This window comes from Methylobacterium sp. E-041 (assembly GCF_022829665.1).
Taxonomy (GTDB): domain Bacteria; phylum Pseudomonadota; class Alphaproteobacteria; order Rhizobiales; family Beijerinckiaceae; genus Methylobacterium.
Genome location: NZ_JAKSYQ010000181.1, coordinates 83,238 through 99,359, shown reverse-complemented (window position 1 = coordinate 99,359; position 16,122 = coordinate 83,238). Strand labels below are relative to the sequence as shown.

At 69.9% G+C, this 16,122-nt stretch carries 20 protein-coding genes; 5 read left to right on the top strand and 15 right to left on the bottom strand.

The genetic code is table 11. From position 1 onward, the window contains the following. Positions 1-68: 68 nt before the first annotated feature. The 3 genes from fmt to recR all read right to left on the bottom strand — a co-directional run bounded on the left by fmt (position 69) and on the right by recR (position 2,237). Positions 69-998 (bottom strand): methionyl-tRNA formyltransferase, encoded by a 930-nt coding sequence (gene fmt, locus MKK70_RS17470; RefSeq protein ID WP_243949147.1) that lies wholly within the window; start codon positions 996-998, stop codon positions 69-71. A 13-nt stretch (positions 999-1,011) separates the two neighbouring features. Further along, entirely contained in the window at positions 1,012-1,527 is a 516-nt protein-coding gene (gene def, locus MKK70_RS17465; RefSeq protein WP_147842614.1) for a peptide deformylase, read from the bottom strand. A gap of 104 nt (positions 1,528-1,631) precedes the next feature. Next, positions 1,632-2,237, bottom strand: coding sequence for a recombination mediator RecR (gene recR, locus MKK70_RS17460; protein WP_243949145.1), 606 nt, complete (start codon positions 2,235-2,237; stop codon positions 1,632-1,634). A gap of 348 nt (positions 2,238-2,585) precedes the next feature. Here recR and MKK70_RS17455 point away from each other — a divergent pair, with 348 nt between their 5' ends. Beyond that, a complete protein-coding gene (locus tag MKK70_RS17455) occupies positions 2,586-4,205 on the top strand; it encodes a phosphoenolpyruvate carboxykinase (RefSeq protein ID WP_243949143.1) in 1,620 nt (539 codons plus the stop codon). Positions 4,206-4,265: 60 nt separating this feature from the next. Here MKK70_RS17455 and MKK70_RS17450 read toward each other — a convergent pair whose 3' ends face one another. Both MKK70_RS17450 and MKK70_RS17445 read right to left on the bottom strand, forming a co-directional pair. Then, a complete protein-coding gene (locus tag MKK70_RS17450) occupies positions 4,266-5,447 on the bottom strand; it encodes a pyridoxal phosphate-dependent aminotransferase (protein ID WP_243949141.1) in 1,182 nt (393 codons plus the stop codon). 110 nt (positions 5,448-5,557) lie between these two features. Further along, positions 5,558-5,749, bottom strand: a complete 192-nt coding sequence (locus MKK70_RS17445) for a hypothetical protein (protein ID WP_147726916.1) — start codon at positions 5,747-5,749, stop codon at positions 5,558-5,560. A 269-nt stretch (positions 5,750-6,018) separates the two neighbouring features. Here MKK70_RS17445 and MKK70_RS17440 point away from each other — a divergent pair, with 269 nt between their 5' ends. Further along, a complete protein-coding gene (locus MKK70_RS17440) occupies positions 6,019-6,294 on the top strand; it encodes a hypothetical protein (RefSeq protein ID WP_147726914.1) in 276 nt (91 codons plus the stop codon). A 22-nt stretch (positions 6,295-6,316) separates the two neighbouring features. Here the strand turns inward: MKK70_RS17440 and MKK70_RS17435 are convergent, their stop codons facing one another. The 6 genes from MKK70_RS17435 to MKK70_RS17410 all read right to left on the bottom strand — a co-directional run bounded on the left by MKK70_RS17435 (position 6,317) and on the right by MKK70_RS17410 (position 9,802). Then, the gene (locus MKK70_RS17435) at positions 6,317-7,708 is read right to left on the bottom strand and encodes an ATP-binding protein (protein WP_243933762.1); all 1,392 of its coding nucleotides are present in this window, start codon (positions 7,706-7,708) and stop codon (positions 6,317-6,319) included. A 162-nt stretch (positions 7,709-7,870) separates the two neighbouring features. Then, positions 7,871-8,080 (bottom strand): hypothetical protein, encoded by a 210-nt coding sequence (locus tag MKK70_RS17430; protein WP_147726911.1) that lies wholly within the window; start codon positions 8,078-8,080, stop codon positions 7,871-7,873. A gap of 27 nt (positions 8,081-8,107) precedes the next feature. Beyond that, entirely contained in the window at positions 8,108-8,371 is a 264-nt protein-coding gene (locus MKK70_RS17425) for a hypothetical protein (protein ID WP_147726909.1), read from the bottom strand. A 275-nt stretch (positions 8,372-8,646) separates the two neighbouring features. After that, the gene (locus tag MKK70_RS17420) at positions 8,647-8,847 is read right to left on the bottom strand and encodes a hypothetical protein (protein WP_147842575.1); all 201 of its coding nucleotides are present in this window, start codon (positions 8,845-8,847) and stop codon (positions 8,647-8,649) included. 154 nt (positions 8,848-9,001) lie between these two features. Continuing rightward, complete coding sequence (locus MKK70_RS17415) at positions 9,002-9,364, bottom strand: DUF6481 family protein (protein ID WP_147726905.1); 363 nt, start codon at positions 9,362-9,364, stop codon at positions 9,002-9,004. Positions 9,365-9,592: 228 nt separating this feature from the next. Further along, a complete protein-coding gene (locus MKK70_RS17410; protein WP_147726903.1) occupies positions 9,593-9,802 on the bottom strand; it encodes a cold-shock protein in 210 nt (69 codons plus the stop codon). A 334-nt stretch (positions 9,803-10,136) separates the two neighbouring features. On the opposite strand from MKK70_RS17410, the gene MKK70_RS17405 reads away from it, so the two are divergent. Continuing rightward, positions 10,137-10,358: a hypothetical protein gene (locus MKK70_RS17405; RefSeq protein ID WP_147726900.1), complete on the top strand. Its 222-nt coding sequence runs from the start codon at positions 10,137-10,139 to the stop codon at positions 10,356-10,358. 114 nt (positions 10,359-10,472) lie between these two features. On the opposite strand, the gene MKK70_RS17400 is transcribed toward MKK70_RS17405, so the two are convergent. The 4 genes from MKK70_RS17400 to MKK70_RS17385 form a co-directional block, all read right to left on the bottom strand. Beyond that, on the bottom strand, positions 10,473-11,363 hold the full coding sequence (locus tag MKK70_RS17400) for an ABC transporter permease (RefSeq protein ID WP_147842576.1): 891 nt from the start codon (positions 11,361-11,363) through the stop codon (positions 10,473-10,475). Positions 11,364-11,382: 19 nt separating this feature from the next. After that, positions 11,383-12,324, bottom strand: a complete 942-nt coding sequence (locus MKK70_RS17395; RefSeq protein ID WP_243949139.1) for an ABC transporter permease — start codon at positions 12,322-12,324, stop codon at positions 11,383-11,385. Positions 12,325-12,535: 211 nt separating this feature from the next. After that, on the bottom strand, positions 12,536-13,801 hold the full coding sequence (locus MKK70_RS17390; protein ID WP_243949137.1) for a PotD/PotF family extracellular solute-binding protein: 1,266 nt from the start codon (positions 13,799-13,801) through the stop codon (positions 12,536-12,538). A 33-nt stretch (positions 13,802-13,834) separates the two neighbouring features. After that, positions 13,835-14,818 carry an ABC transporter ATP-binding protein gene (locus MKK70_RS17385; RefSeq protein WP_243949136.1) on the bottom strand — a complete coding sequence of 328 codons (984 nt, stop codon included), beginning with the start codon at positions 14,816-14,818 and terminating at the stop codon, positions 13,835-13,837. Between the two features lie 328 nt (positions 14,819-15,146). Here MKK70_RS17385 and ribH point away from each other — a divergent pair, with 328 nt between their 5' ends. Together ribH and nusB are read left to right on the top strand one after the other, a co-directional pair. Further along, positions 15,147-15,635 (top strand): 6,7-dimethyl-8-ribityllumazine synthase, encoded by a 489-nt coding sequence (gene ribH, locus MKK70_RS17380; protein ID WP_147727573.1) that lies wholly within the window; start codon positions 15,147-15,149, stop codon positions 15,633-15,635. A 13-nt stretch (positions 15,636-15,648) separates the two neighbouring features. Further along, positions 15,649-16,119: a transcription antitermination factor NusB gene (gene nusB, locus MKK70_RS17375; RefSeq protein ID WP_147859651.1), complete on the top strand. Its 471-nt coding sequence runs from the start codon at positions 15,649-15,651 to the stop codon at positions 16,117-16,119. Positions 16,120-16,122 lie beyond the last annotated feature (3 nt).

Here is a 16,122-nt window from a genome sequence, read left to right as displayed (position 1 = left end):
TCCCCCCCTGCGGCGCAGGGTACCTTCCCCCGCAGAAGGTGGAGGGAACGGGCGGTTGTCGATTTCCCTCATCCGAAACGCGCGCCGGCAATCACCCGCGCCCCGCGCAGGAACTCCGCGCCGCTGGCGCTGCCGCCCTTCCCGGCGCGTCGGACCTCCAGGAACCGCACGGCGCCCGAGCCGCAGGCGACCGTGGCGTCGGCGTCGAGGAGCGTTCCGGCGACGCCCGATCCGGTGGCGGGCAGAGCCCGGAGCACCTTCACCCGCTCGGCGCCCTTCCCGAGGTCCACCTCGAAATAGGCGCCCGGGAACGGGCTCAACCCGTTGATCTGCGCCGCGACCGCGTCGGCATCCCGGGCCCAGTCGATCCGCGCCTCGTCGTTGGCGATCTTCCTGGCGTAGAGCACGCCGTCCTCAGCCTGCGGCCGGAAGGTCAGGGTGCCGGCGTCGAGCTCCTGCAGAGCTTGCGCCATCAGGTCGGCGCCCGCCGGCATCAGCGCGTCGTGCAGGTCGCCCGTGGTCATGCCGGGGCGGATCGGGATGCGGGCTTCCAGCGCCACCGGCCCGGTGTCGAGGCCGGCTTCCATCCGCATCACGCCGACGCCACTCATCCCGTCGCCCGCCATCACCGCGCGGTGGATCGGCGCCGCCCCGCGCCAGCGCGGCAGCAGCGAGCCGTGCAGGTTGAGGCAGCCGTGGCTCGGCGCGTCGAGGATCGCCTGCGGCAGAAGCATGCCGTAGGCGACGACGACGGCGACGTCGGCCCGGTGGCGCGCGAAGGTCTCGGCGGCCTCGGCGTCCTTGAGGGTCGACGGGGTCAGGACCGGCAGGCCGAGCCGGTCCGCGAGCGCATGGACGGGGGAGGGGCGCAGCGCCATGCCGCGCCCGGCCTTCGCCGGCGCGCGGGTGTAGACCGCCGCGATGGCGTGGCCGTCCTCCGAAAGACGCGCGAGCGTCGGCACCGCGAAATCCGGGGTGCCCATGAAGACAACGCGCATGTCCGGTGTCCGATCAGGCCGCGTCGCGCTTGGCCGCCTTGGTGAACTTCTTCACGATCCGGTCGCGCTTGAGCTTCGACAGGTGATCGATGAACAACACGCCGTTGAGGTGGTCGATCTCGTGCTGGATGCAGGTGGCGAGCAGGCCGGACGCCTCGATCTCCTGCACCCCCCCGTCGAGGTCGCGGAACCGCACCCGCACCTTGTCCGGCCGCGTGACCTCGCCGTAGACCTCCGGGATCGAGAGGCAGCCCTCGTCGTAGACCCGCGTCTCCTCGGAAGCCCAGACGATCTCGGGATCGAGGAAGATCTGCGGGTTGCGCACGCCCTCCTCCTTGGAGGTGTCGATGGTCACCATCCGCTTCGTCACGCCGATCTGGATCGCCGCGAGGCCGACGCCGGGCGCGTCGTACATCGTCTCGAGCATGTCGTCGGCGAGGGTGCGGATCTCCTTCGTCACGGGGCCGACCGGCTCCGACGGCAGGCGCAGGCGCGCATCGGGCAGGATCACGAGGGGACGGATCGTCATGGCTCGACCGGGTGACGGGGCAGGTGGCGGGGCGGGCGTGTCGCCGGAATAGGATGCGGGGGGAGGGCGGTCAAATGCCCGCGCGCCCGCCGCCGCGGCAGGTCCTAGAACGCCGTGCGGCTGCGGATCGCCGCCGTCAGCGTGCCCTCGTCGAGATAGTCGAGCTCGCCGCCGACCGGCACGCCGTGGGCGAGCCGCGTCACCGTCAGGCCGAGGTCCTTGATCGCGTCGGTGACGTAGTGGGCCGTGGTCTGCCCGTCGACCGTGGCGTTCAGCGCGATGATGATCTCCTTCACCTCCGGTCGGGCCGCCCGCTCCACGAGGCTGGCGATGTTGAGGTGCTCGGGCCGGACCCCGTCGAGGGCCGAGAGCACGCCGCCGAGCACGTGGTAGCGCGCCTGCACCGCGCCCGAGCGTTCCAGCGCCCAGAGATCGGACACGTCCTCGACCACGACCAGCAGCGTCGGGTCGCGCGTCGGGTCGCTGCAGATCGTGCACGGATCGCAGGTGTCGACGTTTCCGCATTCGCGGCAGACGACGATGCGCTCGACCGCGACCCGCATCGCGTCGGCCAGCGGCGCGAGCAGCGTGTCCCGCTTCTTGATGAGCTGCAGGGCCGCCCGCCGGGCGGAGCGGGGCCCTAGGCCCGGCATCCGCGCGAGCAGCTGGATCAGGCGCTCGATCTCGGGGCCGGCGACGGCTTGCGGCATGAACGGTTCGTTTTCCTGGGCGGGGCCTGGGCGGGGCCGGGTCGGGGCGGGAGCGCCCATGCGATACCGCCGAACGCGGCCGGGATGAAGGCGGCGTGGGGTCCCACGCGGCCGCGATGCGATGCGCTCGGGTGAACGGTTTCCGGCCCCCTGACAAGCGGCCCTCGTCTGTCCCCCACCGCCCTTCGTCCAAGTTGACGGCGAAAGCTTGCCGCCTATCCAAGACGAGCCGGGAGCGGCGAACCTGCGTGCGGCGGTCCTGTACGACCGCACGGACGCTCCCATGATCCGGCGCCTGGCGCGCCCGGAGCAGCGACACGGCGCGAGCAGGGGCCCGGGAGAGAGACCTTGAGCAAAATCGGCGATCATAACGCGGCCCACGGCGCGGAGGCGATCGGCCTGCGCAACCTGAAGGCCGTTCACTGGAACCTCGAGGCCCCGCGCCTCTACGAGGAATCCCTCGCCCGCGGCGAGAGCCGCCTGGCGCGCGGCGGCGCGCTGGTGGCCACCACCGGCAGCCATACCGGGCGCTCGCCCAAGGACAAGTTCGTGGTGCGCGACGCGAGCACCGAGAACGAGATCTGGTGGGAGAACAACGGCGCGATCACGCCCGACCAGTTCGCCGCCCTGCTCGCCGACTTCCAGGCCCACGCCGAAGGCCGCGAGCTGTTCGCGCAGGACCTCTACGGCGGCGCCGACCCGGCGCACCGGGTGAAAGCGCGGGTGTTCTCGGAATTCGCCTGGCACTCGCTCTTCATCCGCAACCTGCTGATCCGGCCGCCGCGCGCCGAGATCGCGGCCTACGTCCCGGACATGACCATCATCGACCTGCCGAGCTTCCAGGCCGACCCGGCCCGCCACGGCTGCCGCTCGAAGACCGTCATCGCCATCGACTTCACCCGCAGGATCGTGCTGATCGGCGGCTCGGCCTATGCCGGCGAGATGAAGAAGTCGGTCTTCACCTACCTGAACTACATCCTGCCGGGCGCCGGGGTGATGCCGATGCACTGCTCGGCCAACGCCGCCCTCGACGCCGAAGGCGGCTCCGCGATCTTCTTCGGGCTGTCGGGCACCGGCAAGACCACGCTCTCCAACGATTCCTCGCGCAAGCTGCTCGGCGACGACGAGCACGGCTGGAGTTCGGACGGGATCTTCAACTTCGAGGGCGGCTGCTACGCCAAGACCATCCGGCTCTCGCGCAACGCCGAGCCCGAGATCTACGCCACCACCGAGCGCTTCGGCACGGTGATGGAGAACGTGGTGATCGACCCCGAGACCCGGATTCCGGATTTCGACGACGCCTCGCTCACCGAGAACACCCGCTGCGCCTACCCGCTCGACTTCATCGCCAACGCCAGCGACACCGGCCGGGCCGGGCACCCGAAGAACATCGTGATGCTGACCTGCGACGCGTTTGGCGTGATGCCGCCGATCGCCAAGCTCACCGGTGCGGAGGCGATGTACCACTTCCTCTCCGGCTACACCGCCAAGGTCGCCGGCACCGAGCGCGGGCTGACCGGGCCCGAGGCGACGTTCTCGACCTGTTTCGGCGCGCCGTTCATGCCGCGCCACCCGAGCACCTACGGCAACCTGCTGCGCGACCTCATCGCCCGGCACGACGTCGATTGCTGGCTCGTCAACACCGGCTGGACCGGCGGCGGCGTCGGCACCGGGCGGCGGATGCCGATCCGCGTCACCCGCCGGCTGCTCACGGCGGCGCTCGACGGCTCGCTGTCGAAGACTGAGTTCCGGCGCGACCCGTATTTCGGCTTCGCGGTGCCGGTCTCGGTGCCCGGCGTCGAGCCGCACATCCTCCAGCCGGTGAAGACCTGGGCCAACAAGGCCGCCTTCGCCGAGACGGCGAACCGGCTCGTCGGCATGTTCAAGGAGAACTTCAAGCGCTTCGAGCAGCACGTCGACGCGGACGTGCGCGCGGCCGAGCCGAACGCGCAGGCGATGGCGGCCTGAGGGGCTCTGGTCTTCCCTCCCCCTTGCGGGGGAGGGAAGGGTACGCGTCCGACCGTCGCCTCAGCCCGGCTTGCGCTCGCTCAGGAACGCCTTCATCCGCTCGAGCGCGCGCAGGATGTTCTCGGCCGAGTTGGCGTAGGACAGGCGGATGTAGCCCTCGCCGTGCACGCCAAAATCCGGGCCGCCGATGACGGCGACGCCGGCCTCCTCCAGCAGGGTCGAGGCCAGGGCCTTGGCCTTCCAGCCGGTGCGGCCGACGTTCGGGAACGCGTAGAACGCGCCCTTCGGCACGATGCAGGAAACGCCGGGCAGGTCGTTGAGGCCGTCGACCACAATCGTCCGCCGCCGGTCGAACTCGGCGACCATCTCGGCCACGCAATCCTGCGACCCGTCGAGCGCGGCGATGCCGGCCCACTGCGTCGCCGCGTTGACGCAGGAATGGGCGTTGACCGCGAGCTTGCGCGCCGCCTCGTAGAGCGGCTTCGGCCAGACCGACCAGCCGAGCCGCCAACCGGTCATCGCGTAGGTCTTTGAGGCGCCGTCGAGATAGATCAGCCGGTCGCGGATCGCGTCGTACTTGAGCAGCGAGTGATGCGCCTGCCCGTCGTAGGTCATGGTGCCGTAGATCTCGTCCGACATCACCGCCACGCCGGGGTGGTCGGCGAGCCCCTTCACCAGGGCGTCGATCTCGGCCTTCGGGGTCACGCCGCCGGTCGGGTTCGCCGGCGAGTTGACGATGAGCAGCCGCGTCCTCGGCGTGATCAGCGCCAGGGTCTCCTCGGCCGAGAAGGCGAAGCCGTTGCCCTCGCGGATCGGCACCGGGACCGGCGTCGCGCCGGTGAACTCGATCATCGAGCGGTAGATCGGGAAGCCGGGGTCGGGATAGAGGATCTCGGCGCCGGGCTCGCCGAACATCAGGATCGCCATGAACATGGTGACCTTGCCGCCGGGCACGATCATCACGCTTTCGGGTGAGATCTCGACGCCGTGGCGCCGGTGGATGTCGCGGGCGACCGCCTCGCGCAAGGGAAGGATGCCGGTGGCAGGCGTGTAGCCGTGATGGCCGTCGCGCAACGCCTGGATGCCGGCCTCGACGATGTGGGCCGGGGTCGGCATGTCGGGCTGGCCGATGCCGAGATTGATGACGTCGCGCCCCTGGGCCGCCAGCGCGTTGGCCCGCGCGAGGACGGCGAAGGCGTTCTCCTCGCCGATACGTCCGAAGGCCGGAACGATCTGCATCATGGAAACGCCCTCGTGATTAGCGCAGCCGAGCCTCGCGATTGCCCGGCGCGCCGTCCTGCCCGGAACGGAGCCTGCTCCCTGCACGCCGCGTGCCGGGAGGGACGCAGCGCTCAGTTCTTGGAGCGCTCGGCCAGCTTGCTCGCGCCGAACGACAGCGCCACGGCGATGACGGCCAGGATCACGAAGGTCTTCACCGACGCGTAGAACAGGGCCGGCTCGATGCCGGTGTCGGTGTAGAGCACGAGGCCGATCGCGGCGAGCGGCAGCGAGATCAGGATGAAGAGCGGAACGAGCGGGTTCATGAACGGCACTCAGGTCGTGCGGGGCGGCGGCGCAGCCCTCGCGCTTGGACGGATCGCTCGTCCTTAGCATCCCGGCGTGGCCGTGGGGACACCCGGCGCACCGTTTTTTTGCCGCGCGATCGAGCCTGGCCGCAGTTCGGATCGACAAATATCGGCGGGGTAGCAACGCGGACATTTTCACGAGATCGATCGGCGTTGCTAAGAAAGACGCAAGTCTCGGCGTCTATGTTCGCCCCTAACAAGGGGAAACCGAATTGATGCGCTCACCTGTGTCGAAGCCGCGCTCGATCATGTCGGATCGCGCGCAGATTGACGCGCTGGTGCTGCAGATCGGCAGGCTGGTCCGTCATCGCGGCTACGTCCGTACGAACGTCGCCAGCGCGATGCTGCTCAAATATCTTCCCTCCGACGCCGGGTACGACTGGAGGGGCGAGGCAGGATTGCAGGTCCGTTTCCACGAGGCCGGCCTGGACCTGAAGACCCTGGAATACCTCCTCACGAGCGCCCGTCTCGAGATCACGCACATCCAGGAACGCGCCCGCTGACGAGCCTCGGGCGGCGCGGCCCTCACGCCGGCACCCGCACCGTCGCCCGCAGGCCGCCGAGCGGGCTGTCGTGGAGCGAGACGTCGCCGCCATGAGCACGGGCGATGTCGCGGGCGATCGACAGGCCGAGGCCCGAGCCGCCGGCATCCTGCCGCGCATCGTCCAGGCGCACGAACGGCTTGAACACCTCCTCGCGGCTCTCGAGCGCGATGCCCGGGCCGTCGTCGTCGATCGAGACGAAGAACGCCCGCGCCTCGGCCCGGCCGGAGATCGCCACCGTCTCGCCGTAGCGCGCGGCGTTGGCGGCGAGGTTGAACAGGCAGCGCCGGAACGCGTCCGGCCGGACGGTGACCGAGGGCGACCCGGCCAGCTCGAAATCCGAGACCTGGGCGCCCAGGCGCTCGACGTCGGTGCGCAGGTCCTCCAGCAGGGCGCGCATGTCGGTCGGCGCCGCGTTCTCGGCCGAATCACCGCGGGCGAAGGCGAGGTAGCCTTCCAGCATCCGGCTCATCTCGTCGACGTCGCGCGAGAGCTCGTCGATCTCCGGGGTCTGCTCGATCAGGGCGAGCGAGAGGCGGAACCGGGTGATGATGGTGCGCAGGTCGTGGCTCACGCCGTTGAGCATCGTCGTGCGCTGCTCCATCGCCCGCTCGATGCGGCGCTTCATCTCGATGAAGGCGTGGCCGGCCTGGCGGACCTCGCGGGCGCCGCGGGGGCGGAACTCGATCTCGCGGCCCTTGCCGAATCCCTCCGCCACCGCGGCCAGCCGCAGGATCGGCTTGATCTGGTTGCGCAGGAACAGGATCGCCACGCCGAGCAGCACCATCGACGAGCCGATCATCCAGACCAGGAAGATGTGCGAGTTTGAGGCGTAGGCCTGCGAGCGGCGGGCGGTGATGCGCATCACCCCGTCGGGGATCGCGACGCGGATCTCGATCAGGTTCGAGCGGCCGACGGTGTCGATCCAGAACGGCCGGCCGATCTGCCGCTTCAGCTCGTCCGACAGCGCCTCGTCGAGGATCGAGAAGAACGGCCGCGGCCCCGGCGGCGGAATCTTGGCCCCCTTCAGGATGTCGAGGTCGAGGTTCAGCCGCTCGCCGGCGATGCGCGAGAGCGTCTCGGCGTCCTTGTCCTGGGGATAGACCTCGTAGATGTCGATCAGGGCCGCGACGTCGGCGGTGACGGCCGAGGACAGGCGCTTGGTCACCAGCTGCCAGTGCCGCTCCATGAAGGTGTAGGCGATCACCGATTGCAGCAGCACCACCGGCGCGATGATGATGATCAGCGAGCGGGCATAGAGCCCCTTCGGCAGCAGGTCGCCGATGGCGCGGGCGAGCCGCTTCCACAGGGTGCGCGGGCCTCCCAGCCGGCGCTGGGCCGGGCGACGCACGGCCGCGAGGTCCGGCGCGGTCATGCCGGGCACCGTGCGGGGCGGGGTGCTGTCGTGCCGGGGAATGTCGGGGCCGGCGGGAGGCGGCGCATCGGGCGAAGGTCCGGGCGGAGGCCCCGGAAGCGGGACGTCCGTCTTATGCCACTCCCGACGCGCCGCTCCAACGCGCGCTCGGTCCGACGCCGATCAGGATGCTGGCGCCGAGCAGCACGAGGCGGCCGTCAGCCCGTCCTCGCGCACCTCGTGCGTACCGGCCTCGGTGCTGCGGATCCGATAATTCGGCGCGCCCGCCTCGGCCGGCAACAGGCCGATCACCTCGAAGATGCGGTTGCCGTTTCGCGCCGCCGCGAGATCGCGGCGACGCACGAGCTGCCCGAGATGAAACTTGTGGCCCATGTCGTGCTCTCCCACTGTCGCGCTCCCTTACGCGACGCGGGGCGGCTTCGGTTTCGCTTCGGGGATCGGCGAACGCGAGAGACTGAGGATCGTCCGCTGCGGACGCCCCGACTTCTGGGCGATCTCCTCGTCCTGTGCCGAGATCACCTCGCGGGCCGGCTCGTCGCCGTCGAGACCACCGAGGATCTCCATCGGGACGCGGCGGTTCGAGGCTTGCGAACCGTCCTCGTAGACCACGTCGAACAGCACGGAGCCTCGCTCCTGCGGCCTTTGCCTGGTGCGCTTACTCATTGCCTGCTTGGGGTTGGGGTCAACGTGAAACGCCGCCCAGGGATGGAACGGCTCCCGATCGATGGGCGGACCGGGGCGGGAGACGCCACCCGGCCCGTCAGCGGGAGCCGCATGCGGCTGGCGAGAAGGGCCTCGGCCGGCATCGAGGCTGAGATGGCGCAGGTCCGCGCGTTTGGCAACGCACGGCACGTCCGCGCGCCTTGCAGACGTCCGCGCGCGAGACGCCGAAGGCGTTGGGGCCGTGTGCGGCGACCGCTCGCAGCCGCCGTGGCGCATCAGCCGGCGAGGGAGAGCTCGCTCTCGTTGGCGGCGCGCTCGCCGGCCGAGGACTTGATCCGGTAGCAGGGCTCGCCGGTCCGGTCCTCGGGCATCAGGCGGACGATCTCGCACAGCAGGCCCGAGGCATCGTCCTTGACGGAGCCGAAGCCGCCGCGCGACTGACGGACACGCTGGCCGAGCTTGAACTTGTGGGACATCGTACATCACTCCTGATCGCCGCGACGCCGGCTGCCGGACCCGGGGCGGGTGCGACGTTCGAAGTGACGGATTCGGCTGGGTCGGGTGGCGCCGGCCCGCCCGCCGCGGCCTGAGCCGCGTCGGTCGGATCGCCGCCGGGGCTCGGCTGCGGGACTACTTGCGCGCGCGCAGCTTGCGCGCCGCGAAGCGGGCGTCGCGTGCCTCTTTCTGCTCGGCGGCCAGGGCGGCCTGACGCTCGGCCTTCTCGGCGGCGATGCGCAGCACCTCGGCAGCCTCGAACTCGCGCTGGGCCTTCGCCTCGGCGACGCGCTGGATCTCGGCGGCGACCCGGGCGGCCTCGCGCTCCTTGTTGCGCTCCTCGCGGGCCTCGATCACGGCCTGACGCTCGGCCTGGCGGGCGACGACGGCGGGATCATCGGCGGCCGGCCGCGAACGATAGCGCGCCAGCATCGCTTCCCGCGCCTTCGCAGCGGTCTCGAGCCGGTCGGAGAACTGGTTGTCCTTGGATTGATTCACACAAGATCCTTATGCGCCACCGGCCCCATGCCGGCTGCGGTCAAACAGGTCGGACCGAATCGCAAGGCTCGCGGCCCATGACGCTCGGCGGATGGCGGGCGCCCCGCCGTGGCGGGACGCGGTCGGCGATGAGGCTCGCTCATCGCGATTCGGTCGCAACGCTCCGAAAACGCGCGAAGCCGTCCCGGGTGGGACGGCTTCGACGACGATCCGAGGCGAGCTCGGTGCTCAGGCGGCCTGGAGGCTGCCGGCGGACTGCTTGCCGCTACGACGATCGGTCTCCATCTCGTAGGAGATCTTCTGGCCTTCGGTCAGGCCGCGCATTCCGGCGCGCTCCACAGCCGAGATGTGCACGAAGACGTCCTTGCCGCCGTCATCCGGCTGGATGAAGCCGAAGCCCTTCTGATCGTTGAACCACTTGACGGTGCCGGTGCTCATAGAAAATTCCGTATCTTATCAGTCGTCATAATTCGACCGGCGCATGTGAATCACGCGCCAGGTCGCGGGTCGTCGAAATGTGGGAGAAAATCAGCGCACGTCCATTACGGACGGAACGGCCGGATATCTGGCCAGAGATCGATGTTGTACTTTTTGCACACTCGGCGACATTTAGCAAACACCGCGTGCGACAAACACGAAAGCGCGCGTCTCGATCCGAGAACCGCACGGTGGGTCGACGGCAAATCGTTCGGCGGGAATGCGGGAAAGCGTGCTAGGCTCGGGTCATGCCCGCCACGCGCTCGTGCGGACGGTCTCTTCCTTCGAGGTGGACATGGCGCGCATCCCCGAGACCGGTGACTCCTCCGTCGTTTCGATGGCGGAATACGACAAGCGCGCCAAGCGGATCTCCGGAAACACGAGCGAGATCGCCGAGGACCTGAAGAAGAGCCGCCAGGCGACGAGCCTTCGCCTGATCGAGACCGCCGAGCGCAAGGCCTCGACCCCGCGCCTGACGCTCGTCGGCTCCGGCGAGGAGCCGGCCGGCACCGACTGATTGATCGGCCCTTGGCGCGATCGGAGCGGCCGGACGTGTCAGCAAGCCCGCGCGTCGCGTTCGCGGGGGCTGAACGTACGATCCCGAAGGCATCGCGCGATCGCGGACGAGCCGCTACGGCAGCGCCAGGCTGCGGCGGGCCCGGCGGCGCTGCAGCCACAGGCTCGCCGCGAGCGCCGTGCCGATCACCACGGCCGACACCGCCGTCGTCAGGCTTCCCAGCGCGTAGATCTCCGGCGTCGTCACCGTGGTGGTGAGACCCTGGAGCTCGAGCGGCAGGGTGTTGCGCCCGCCGATCGCCTGGCTGGTGCGGGCGAGCTCGTCGAAGGACAGGGTGAAGCCGAACAGGGCGACGCCGACCAGGGCCGGCGCCAGGATCGGGACCACGACGTGGCGCAGCGTCTGCGCTCCGGTCGCGCCGAGGTCGCGGGCGGCCTCCTCGTAGGCCGGATCGAACCGGTTGAAGACCGCGAACATGATGAGAAGGCCGAAGGGCAGCGTCCAGGTCAGGTGCGCCCCGAGCGCCGAGGTGTAGAGCCCCATGGCGGTGCCGTGATCCTGCAGCCATCCCCAGCCGGTGGCGGCCGCCAAAGCGTTGATCGCGTCGTCGACCAGACGGAACTCGAGGCCGATCCCGAGGGAGACCACGATCGAGGGCACGATCAGGCTGGCGACCGCGATGGCGAACAGGGCGTTGGCGCCGCGAAAGCCCTTGCGGAAGGCGAGGCCCGCGAAGAACGCCAGGACGACGGTGAGCGCCATCACCACGAAGCCGAGGCGGAGCGAGCGCCCGAACGCTGCCCAGATGTCGACGATGCCGCCGCCGGCCCAGAGCTTGGCGAACCAGTGCGTCGAGACGCCGTTCATCGGAAACGTCAGGCCGCCCTGCGGACCCTGGAAGCTCAGCGCCAGGATCGTCAGGGTCGGGCCGTAGAGGAACAGCACGTAGAGCGCGAAGAACGCGGCCAGCGCGGCGAAGGCCAGGCCTCGGGGACGATCGCTCACGCCGAAGGCTCCGTCATGGTCAGAGTTCCCGTCGCAGGTCGATCACCCGGGTGAGCCCGAGGATCATCATCAGCACGGCGGCGAGCAGCACCACGGCGTTGGCGGCCGCGGCCGGGAACTGCAGGTACGACATCTGCACCTGGATCACCTTGCCGACCGACGCGATCTGCTGGCCGCCCATCACGCCGACGGTGACGAAGTCGCCCATCACGAGGGTGAGCACGAAGATCGTCCCGATGGCGATGCCCGGCTTGCACAGGGGAACGATCACGCTCCACAGCGTCTGCCACCCCGTGGCCCCGGCATCGTAGGCCGCCTCGATCAGCGACCGGTCGATCCGCGCCATGCTGTTGAAGATCGGCACGATCATGAAGACCGTGTAGAGGTGCACGAAAGCCAAGGTCACCGAGAAGTCCGAGTACAGCAGACCCTCGATCGGGCTCCCGATCACGCCCATCCCCTGCAGGGTGTCGTTGACGAGGCCGTTGCGCCCGAGCAGCGGAATCCACGAGATCATGCGGATCACGTTCGAGGTCCAGAACGGGATCGTGCACAACAGGAACAGCCCCATCTGCACGGTGCGCGAGCGGACGTGGAAGGCGAGGAAGTACGCGACCGGGAACCCGATCAGCAGCGTGAAGGCCAGCGTCAGCGCGCAGAACTTGAGGGTCGAGAGATAGGTCCGCGCCGTGGTGCACGGGTCCGCGAGGTTGCCGCAGCCCTCGAACACGTCGCGGTAGTTCTGCAGCGTGAAGGCCGGGATGATCTCGTACTCGTTGTACTCCCAGAAGCTGACCATCAGCGTCAGCAGGAGCGGGATCGCGAGGAAGACCAGGAACACCAGCGCCATCGGCGCGGCCTGAAGATAGGCGAGGGGCCGCCGCCGGCGGGCCGGGGCGGCCTCGGCCCGAGCCGGATTCGCCGGCACGTCGGCGAGGGCGGGAAGCGCCACGTCGCTCATCGCGAGCCCTCCGACCGATGCAGCGGGCGCCGTTCCCTTCCGCGTCCGCGGGCGACCGGTTCCACGGCGCCTGTCCTCGAATCGCGAGTTCCCTCTCCCGGACGGGAGAGGGGGCAGGGCGGTGCTTCGGACGATCCATGTATAGACGACATGCCGAAGTGCGTGAGCACCATGGCCTCGGCGAACGAGGGGCGCGGCGCAGCCATCGTCCTCACGCCGCGATGAACTCGTTCCACTTGCGGACCATGTAGGTGTTCTCGTCCATGACCGCGTTCCAGCAGGCGACCGCGCCCATGCGGGCCTCGAACGAGCCGCCGTCGCGGGTGGCGCCGGCCTTCTCGAGCAGGCCGCCGTCGGGGCCGTGGATGTCCTTCTCGGCGGGCTTGCCCTCCATCCAGTAGGCCCACTCGTAGGGCTCCATCTGGGTCTTGGCGGTCTCGGGCACGGCGGAATAGTAGCCCTGGCGGTTGAGGTAGGCGCCGGCCCAGCCGGAGAGGAACCAGTTGACGAATTCGTAGGCCGCGTCGAGCTTGCGGCCGGTCAGCGTCTTCGGCAGGCCGAAGCCCGTGGCCCAGGCGCGGTAGCCTTCCTTCAGCGGCTGATAGGTGCAGGCGACCCCCTGCGTGCGCACCTTGGTGACGGCGGGCGACCACATCGACTGGATCACCGTCTCGCCGGACGCCATCAGGTTCACGGATTCGTTGAAGTCCTGCCAGAAGGCGCGGAACTGGCCGGCGCGCTTGGCCTCGATCAGCAGCTTGATCGTGCGGTCGATCTCCGCCTTCGTCATGTTGCCCTTGTCGGCGTAGGTATAGTCGCCGGTGGCCTCCACCACCATCGCCGCATCCATGATGCCGATGGAGGGGATGTTGAGAATCGAGGCGCGGCCCTTGAACTCGGGGTTCAGCAGCTCCTTCCAGCTGGTGATCGGGCGCTTGATCAGGTCCGGGCGGATGCCGAGCGTGTCGGCGTTGTAGGTCGTCGGGATCAGGGTGATCCACTCGGTCGGCGACGACGCGAAGGTCTTGCCCGTCTGGCCTTCGAGGTAGAACACCTTCTTCGGCGCGGTGCCCTGGTCGCCGATCGCCTTACCGGCGATCTCGCCCTTGGTGAAGATCGGAGTGATCTTGTCGGCGTTCTTGATCCGGCGCGCATCCATACCGAGGATGTTGCCCGAGGGGACGATCTTCTTCAGGCTGAAGAACTCGGTGTCGATCAGGTCGAAGGAGTTCGGCTGCGTCACCGCGCGCTTCGTCACCTCGTCGGTGACGACCGGGATGTACTCGATCGTGATCCCGAGATCCTCCTTCACCTTCCGGGCGATGTCGCCGGACTGGTTCACGGCGGTGCCGAGGTAGCGCAGCGTCACCGGCTCGGCCGCGTGGACGGCGGGAAATCCGGTGATCGGCCCGGCCGCGAGGGCGGTGCCGGCTCCCTGGAGCAGCGTGCGCCGCGTGAATCTGATGCCGTTGGTCATCGTCGTCCCTTTCTTTTCTTGATGCCGGTCGCCTCAGGCGTCGAGGCGGTGCGCGGCGGCGGGGTCCCAGCCGAGCGCCACGCGGTCGCCCGGCGCCAGCGGGCGGCCGGCGAAGGTCGCGTCGTCGACGACCGCGCTCAGCCCGCCCGGCTCGGTCATCCCGTCCGCCTCGAGCGCCACCTGCACGCTGGCGCCCTGGTACTCGACCGCGAGGACGCGGGCCTGCACGGCGCCGTCGCCGGCCTCGGCCCCCAGCCGCATCCGGTCGGCGCGCACCGCGACCTTGCCCTCGGGCAGGGCGATGACGTTGTGGCCGCCGATGAAGCGGGCGACGAAGGCCGAGGCCGGCCGCTCGAACACCGTGCGCGGGTCGCCGGCCTGCTCGATCTTGCCGCCGTTCATCACCACGACGAGGTCGGAGAGCGCCATCGCCTCCTCCTGGCTGTGGGTGACGTGGATGAAGGTGAGGCCGAGCTCGGCCTGGATGCGCTTGAGCTCCACCCCCATCCGCACCCGGAGGAACGGGTCGAGGGCCGAAAGCGGCTCGTCGAGGAGCAGCACCTTCGGTCCGGTGACCAGCGCGCGGGCGAGCGCCACGCGCTGCTGCTGCCCGCCCGAGAGCTGGGCCGGAAGCCGGTCGGCGAGGTGCCCCATCTGCACGAGGTCGAGCATCGCGTCGGCCTTGGCGCGGCGCTCGGCCTTCGCGACGCCGCGCATTTTGAGCGAGAACGCGACGTTGTCCCGGCAGGTCAGGTGCGGGAACAGCGCGTAGCTCTGGAACATCATCGCCGTGCCGCGCTCCGCGGGCGGCGCGTCACCGACGGCGCGCGGGCCGATCACGACCTCGCCGGCGCTGACCGCCTCGTGGCCGCCGATCATCCGCAGCGTCGTGGTCTTGCCGCAGCCCGACGGGCCGAGCAGGCAGCAATAGGCGCCCGACGGGATTTTCAGGTCGATCGCATCGACGGCGAGGGTCGCGCCGTAGCGCTTGGTCAGCCCGATCAGCTCGACGTTCATGCGGTTCCTTTGCCCGGCACCCCTGCGGCGAAACCGGGGAGCAAGCCGCGGGCCATCCCGGCCACGCCGATGCCGGGAAAACGATGCGCCGCCTGCCGCGTCGCGCTCGGGCCCGGGGAATCGGGCATATGCACTCGGTCGCATGGACCCGGGCGCATGGAAGCGATGCCCTGCCCGCAGGCGGCCCCGTGCGGGCGCGCTTGTGGCGGCGGCCGCTTCGGTCTAACCCTCGCTGCCCCGAACACCCTGGATGCGAGACGGCCGGAGACGGCGCGTCGGTCAGCGCCCGCCGCCCGCGCGGCGGGTCCGCCGGAGTCCCACGAGTCCCATGTACATCGAACGCAAGGACGCGCCCGCGTCCCCGAAAACGCCCGGCGCCCGGGTCCTCGTGGTCGAGGCGCGCTTCTACGACGGCCTGTCCGACGACCTGCTCGAAGGCGCCCGCGCCGCCATCGCGGCGGCCGAGGCCGAGGCGACGGTCGTGACGGTGCCGGGCGCGCTCGAGATTCCGGCGACGGTGGCGATCCTGCTCGCAGCGGCCGAGACGGCCGGCACGCCCTACGACGCCGTGGTGGCTCTGGGCTGCGTCATCCGCGGCGAGACCGGGCATTACGACATCGTCGCCGGCGAGAGCGCGCGCGCGCTGATGGACCTGTCCGTCGACCTGCGCCTGCCGCTCGGCAACGGCATCCTGACGGTGGAGAACGAGGCTCAGGCCCAAGCCCGTGCCCGCGTCTCCGAGATGAACAAGGGCGGCGGCGCGGCCGAGGCGGCACTCGCGGTGCTGGCGCTCAAGCGCGCGGCCGCCGCTGCATGAGAGCCTGACGATCATGACCAAGATCAATCCGCGCAGCGGCGCCCGGCTCTCCGTGGTGCAGGCGCTCTACGATATGGAGATCTCCGGCAAGGGCGTGCTCGACGCGCTCGCCGAGTTCGAGACCTTCTGGCTCGGCAAGGAGATCGACGGCGTGCTGCACCCGGCGGCCGAGCCGGCCTTCTTCCGCGACCTGCTGCGCGGCGTGGTGGAGGAGCAGCGCGCGATCGATCCGCAGATCGACCAGGCGCTGAGCCAGGGCTGGCCGCTCAAGCGCATCGAGGTGGTGCTGCGCGCCATCCTGCGCGCCGGCACCTACGAGCTGATGTTCCGCCGCGACGTTCCGGCCCGCGCCGCCATCTCGGAATACGTCGACGTCGCCCACAGCTTCTACACCGGCGACGAGCCGGGCATGGTCAACGCCGTCCTCGACAAGGTCGCGCGCCAGACCCGCGCGGCGGAACTGGCCGGCGCCAAGCAGGGGTGAGCG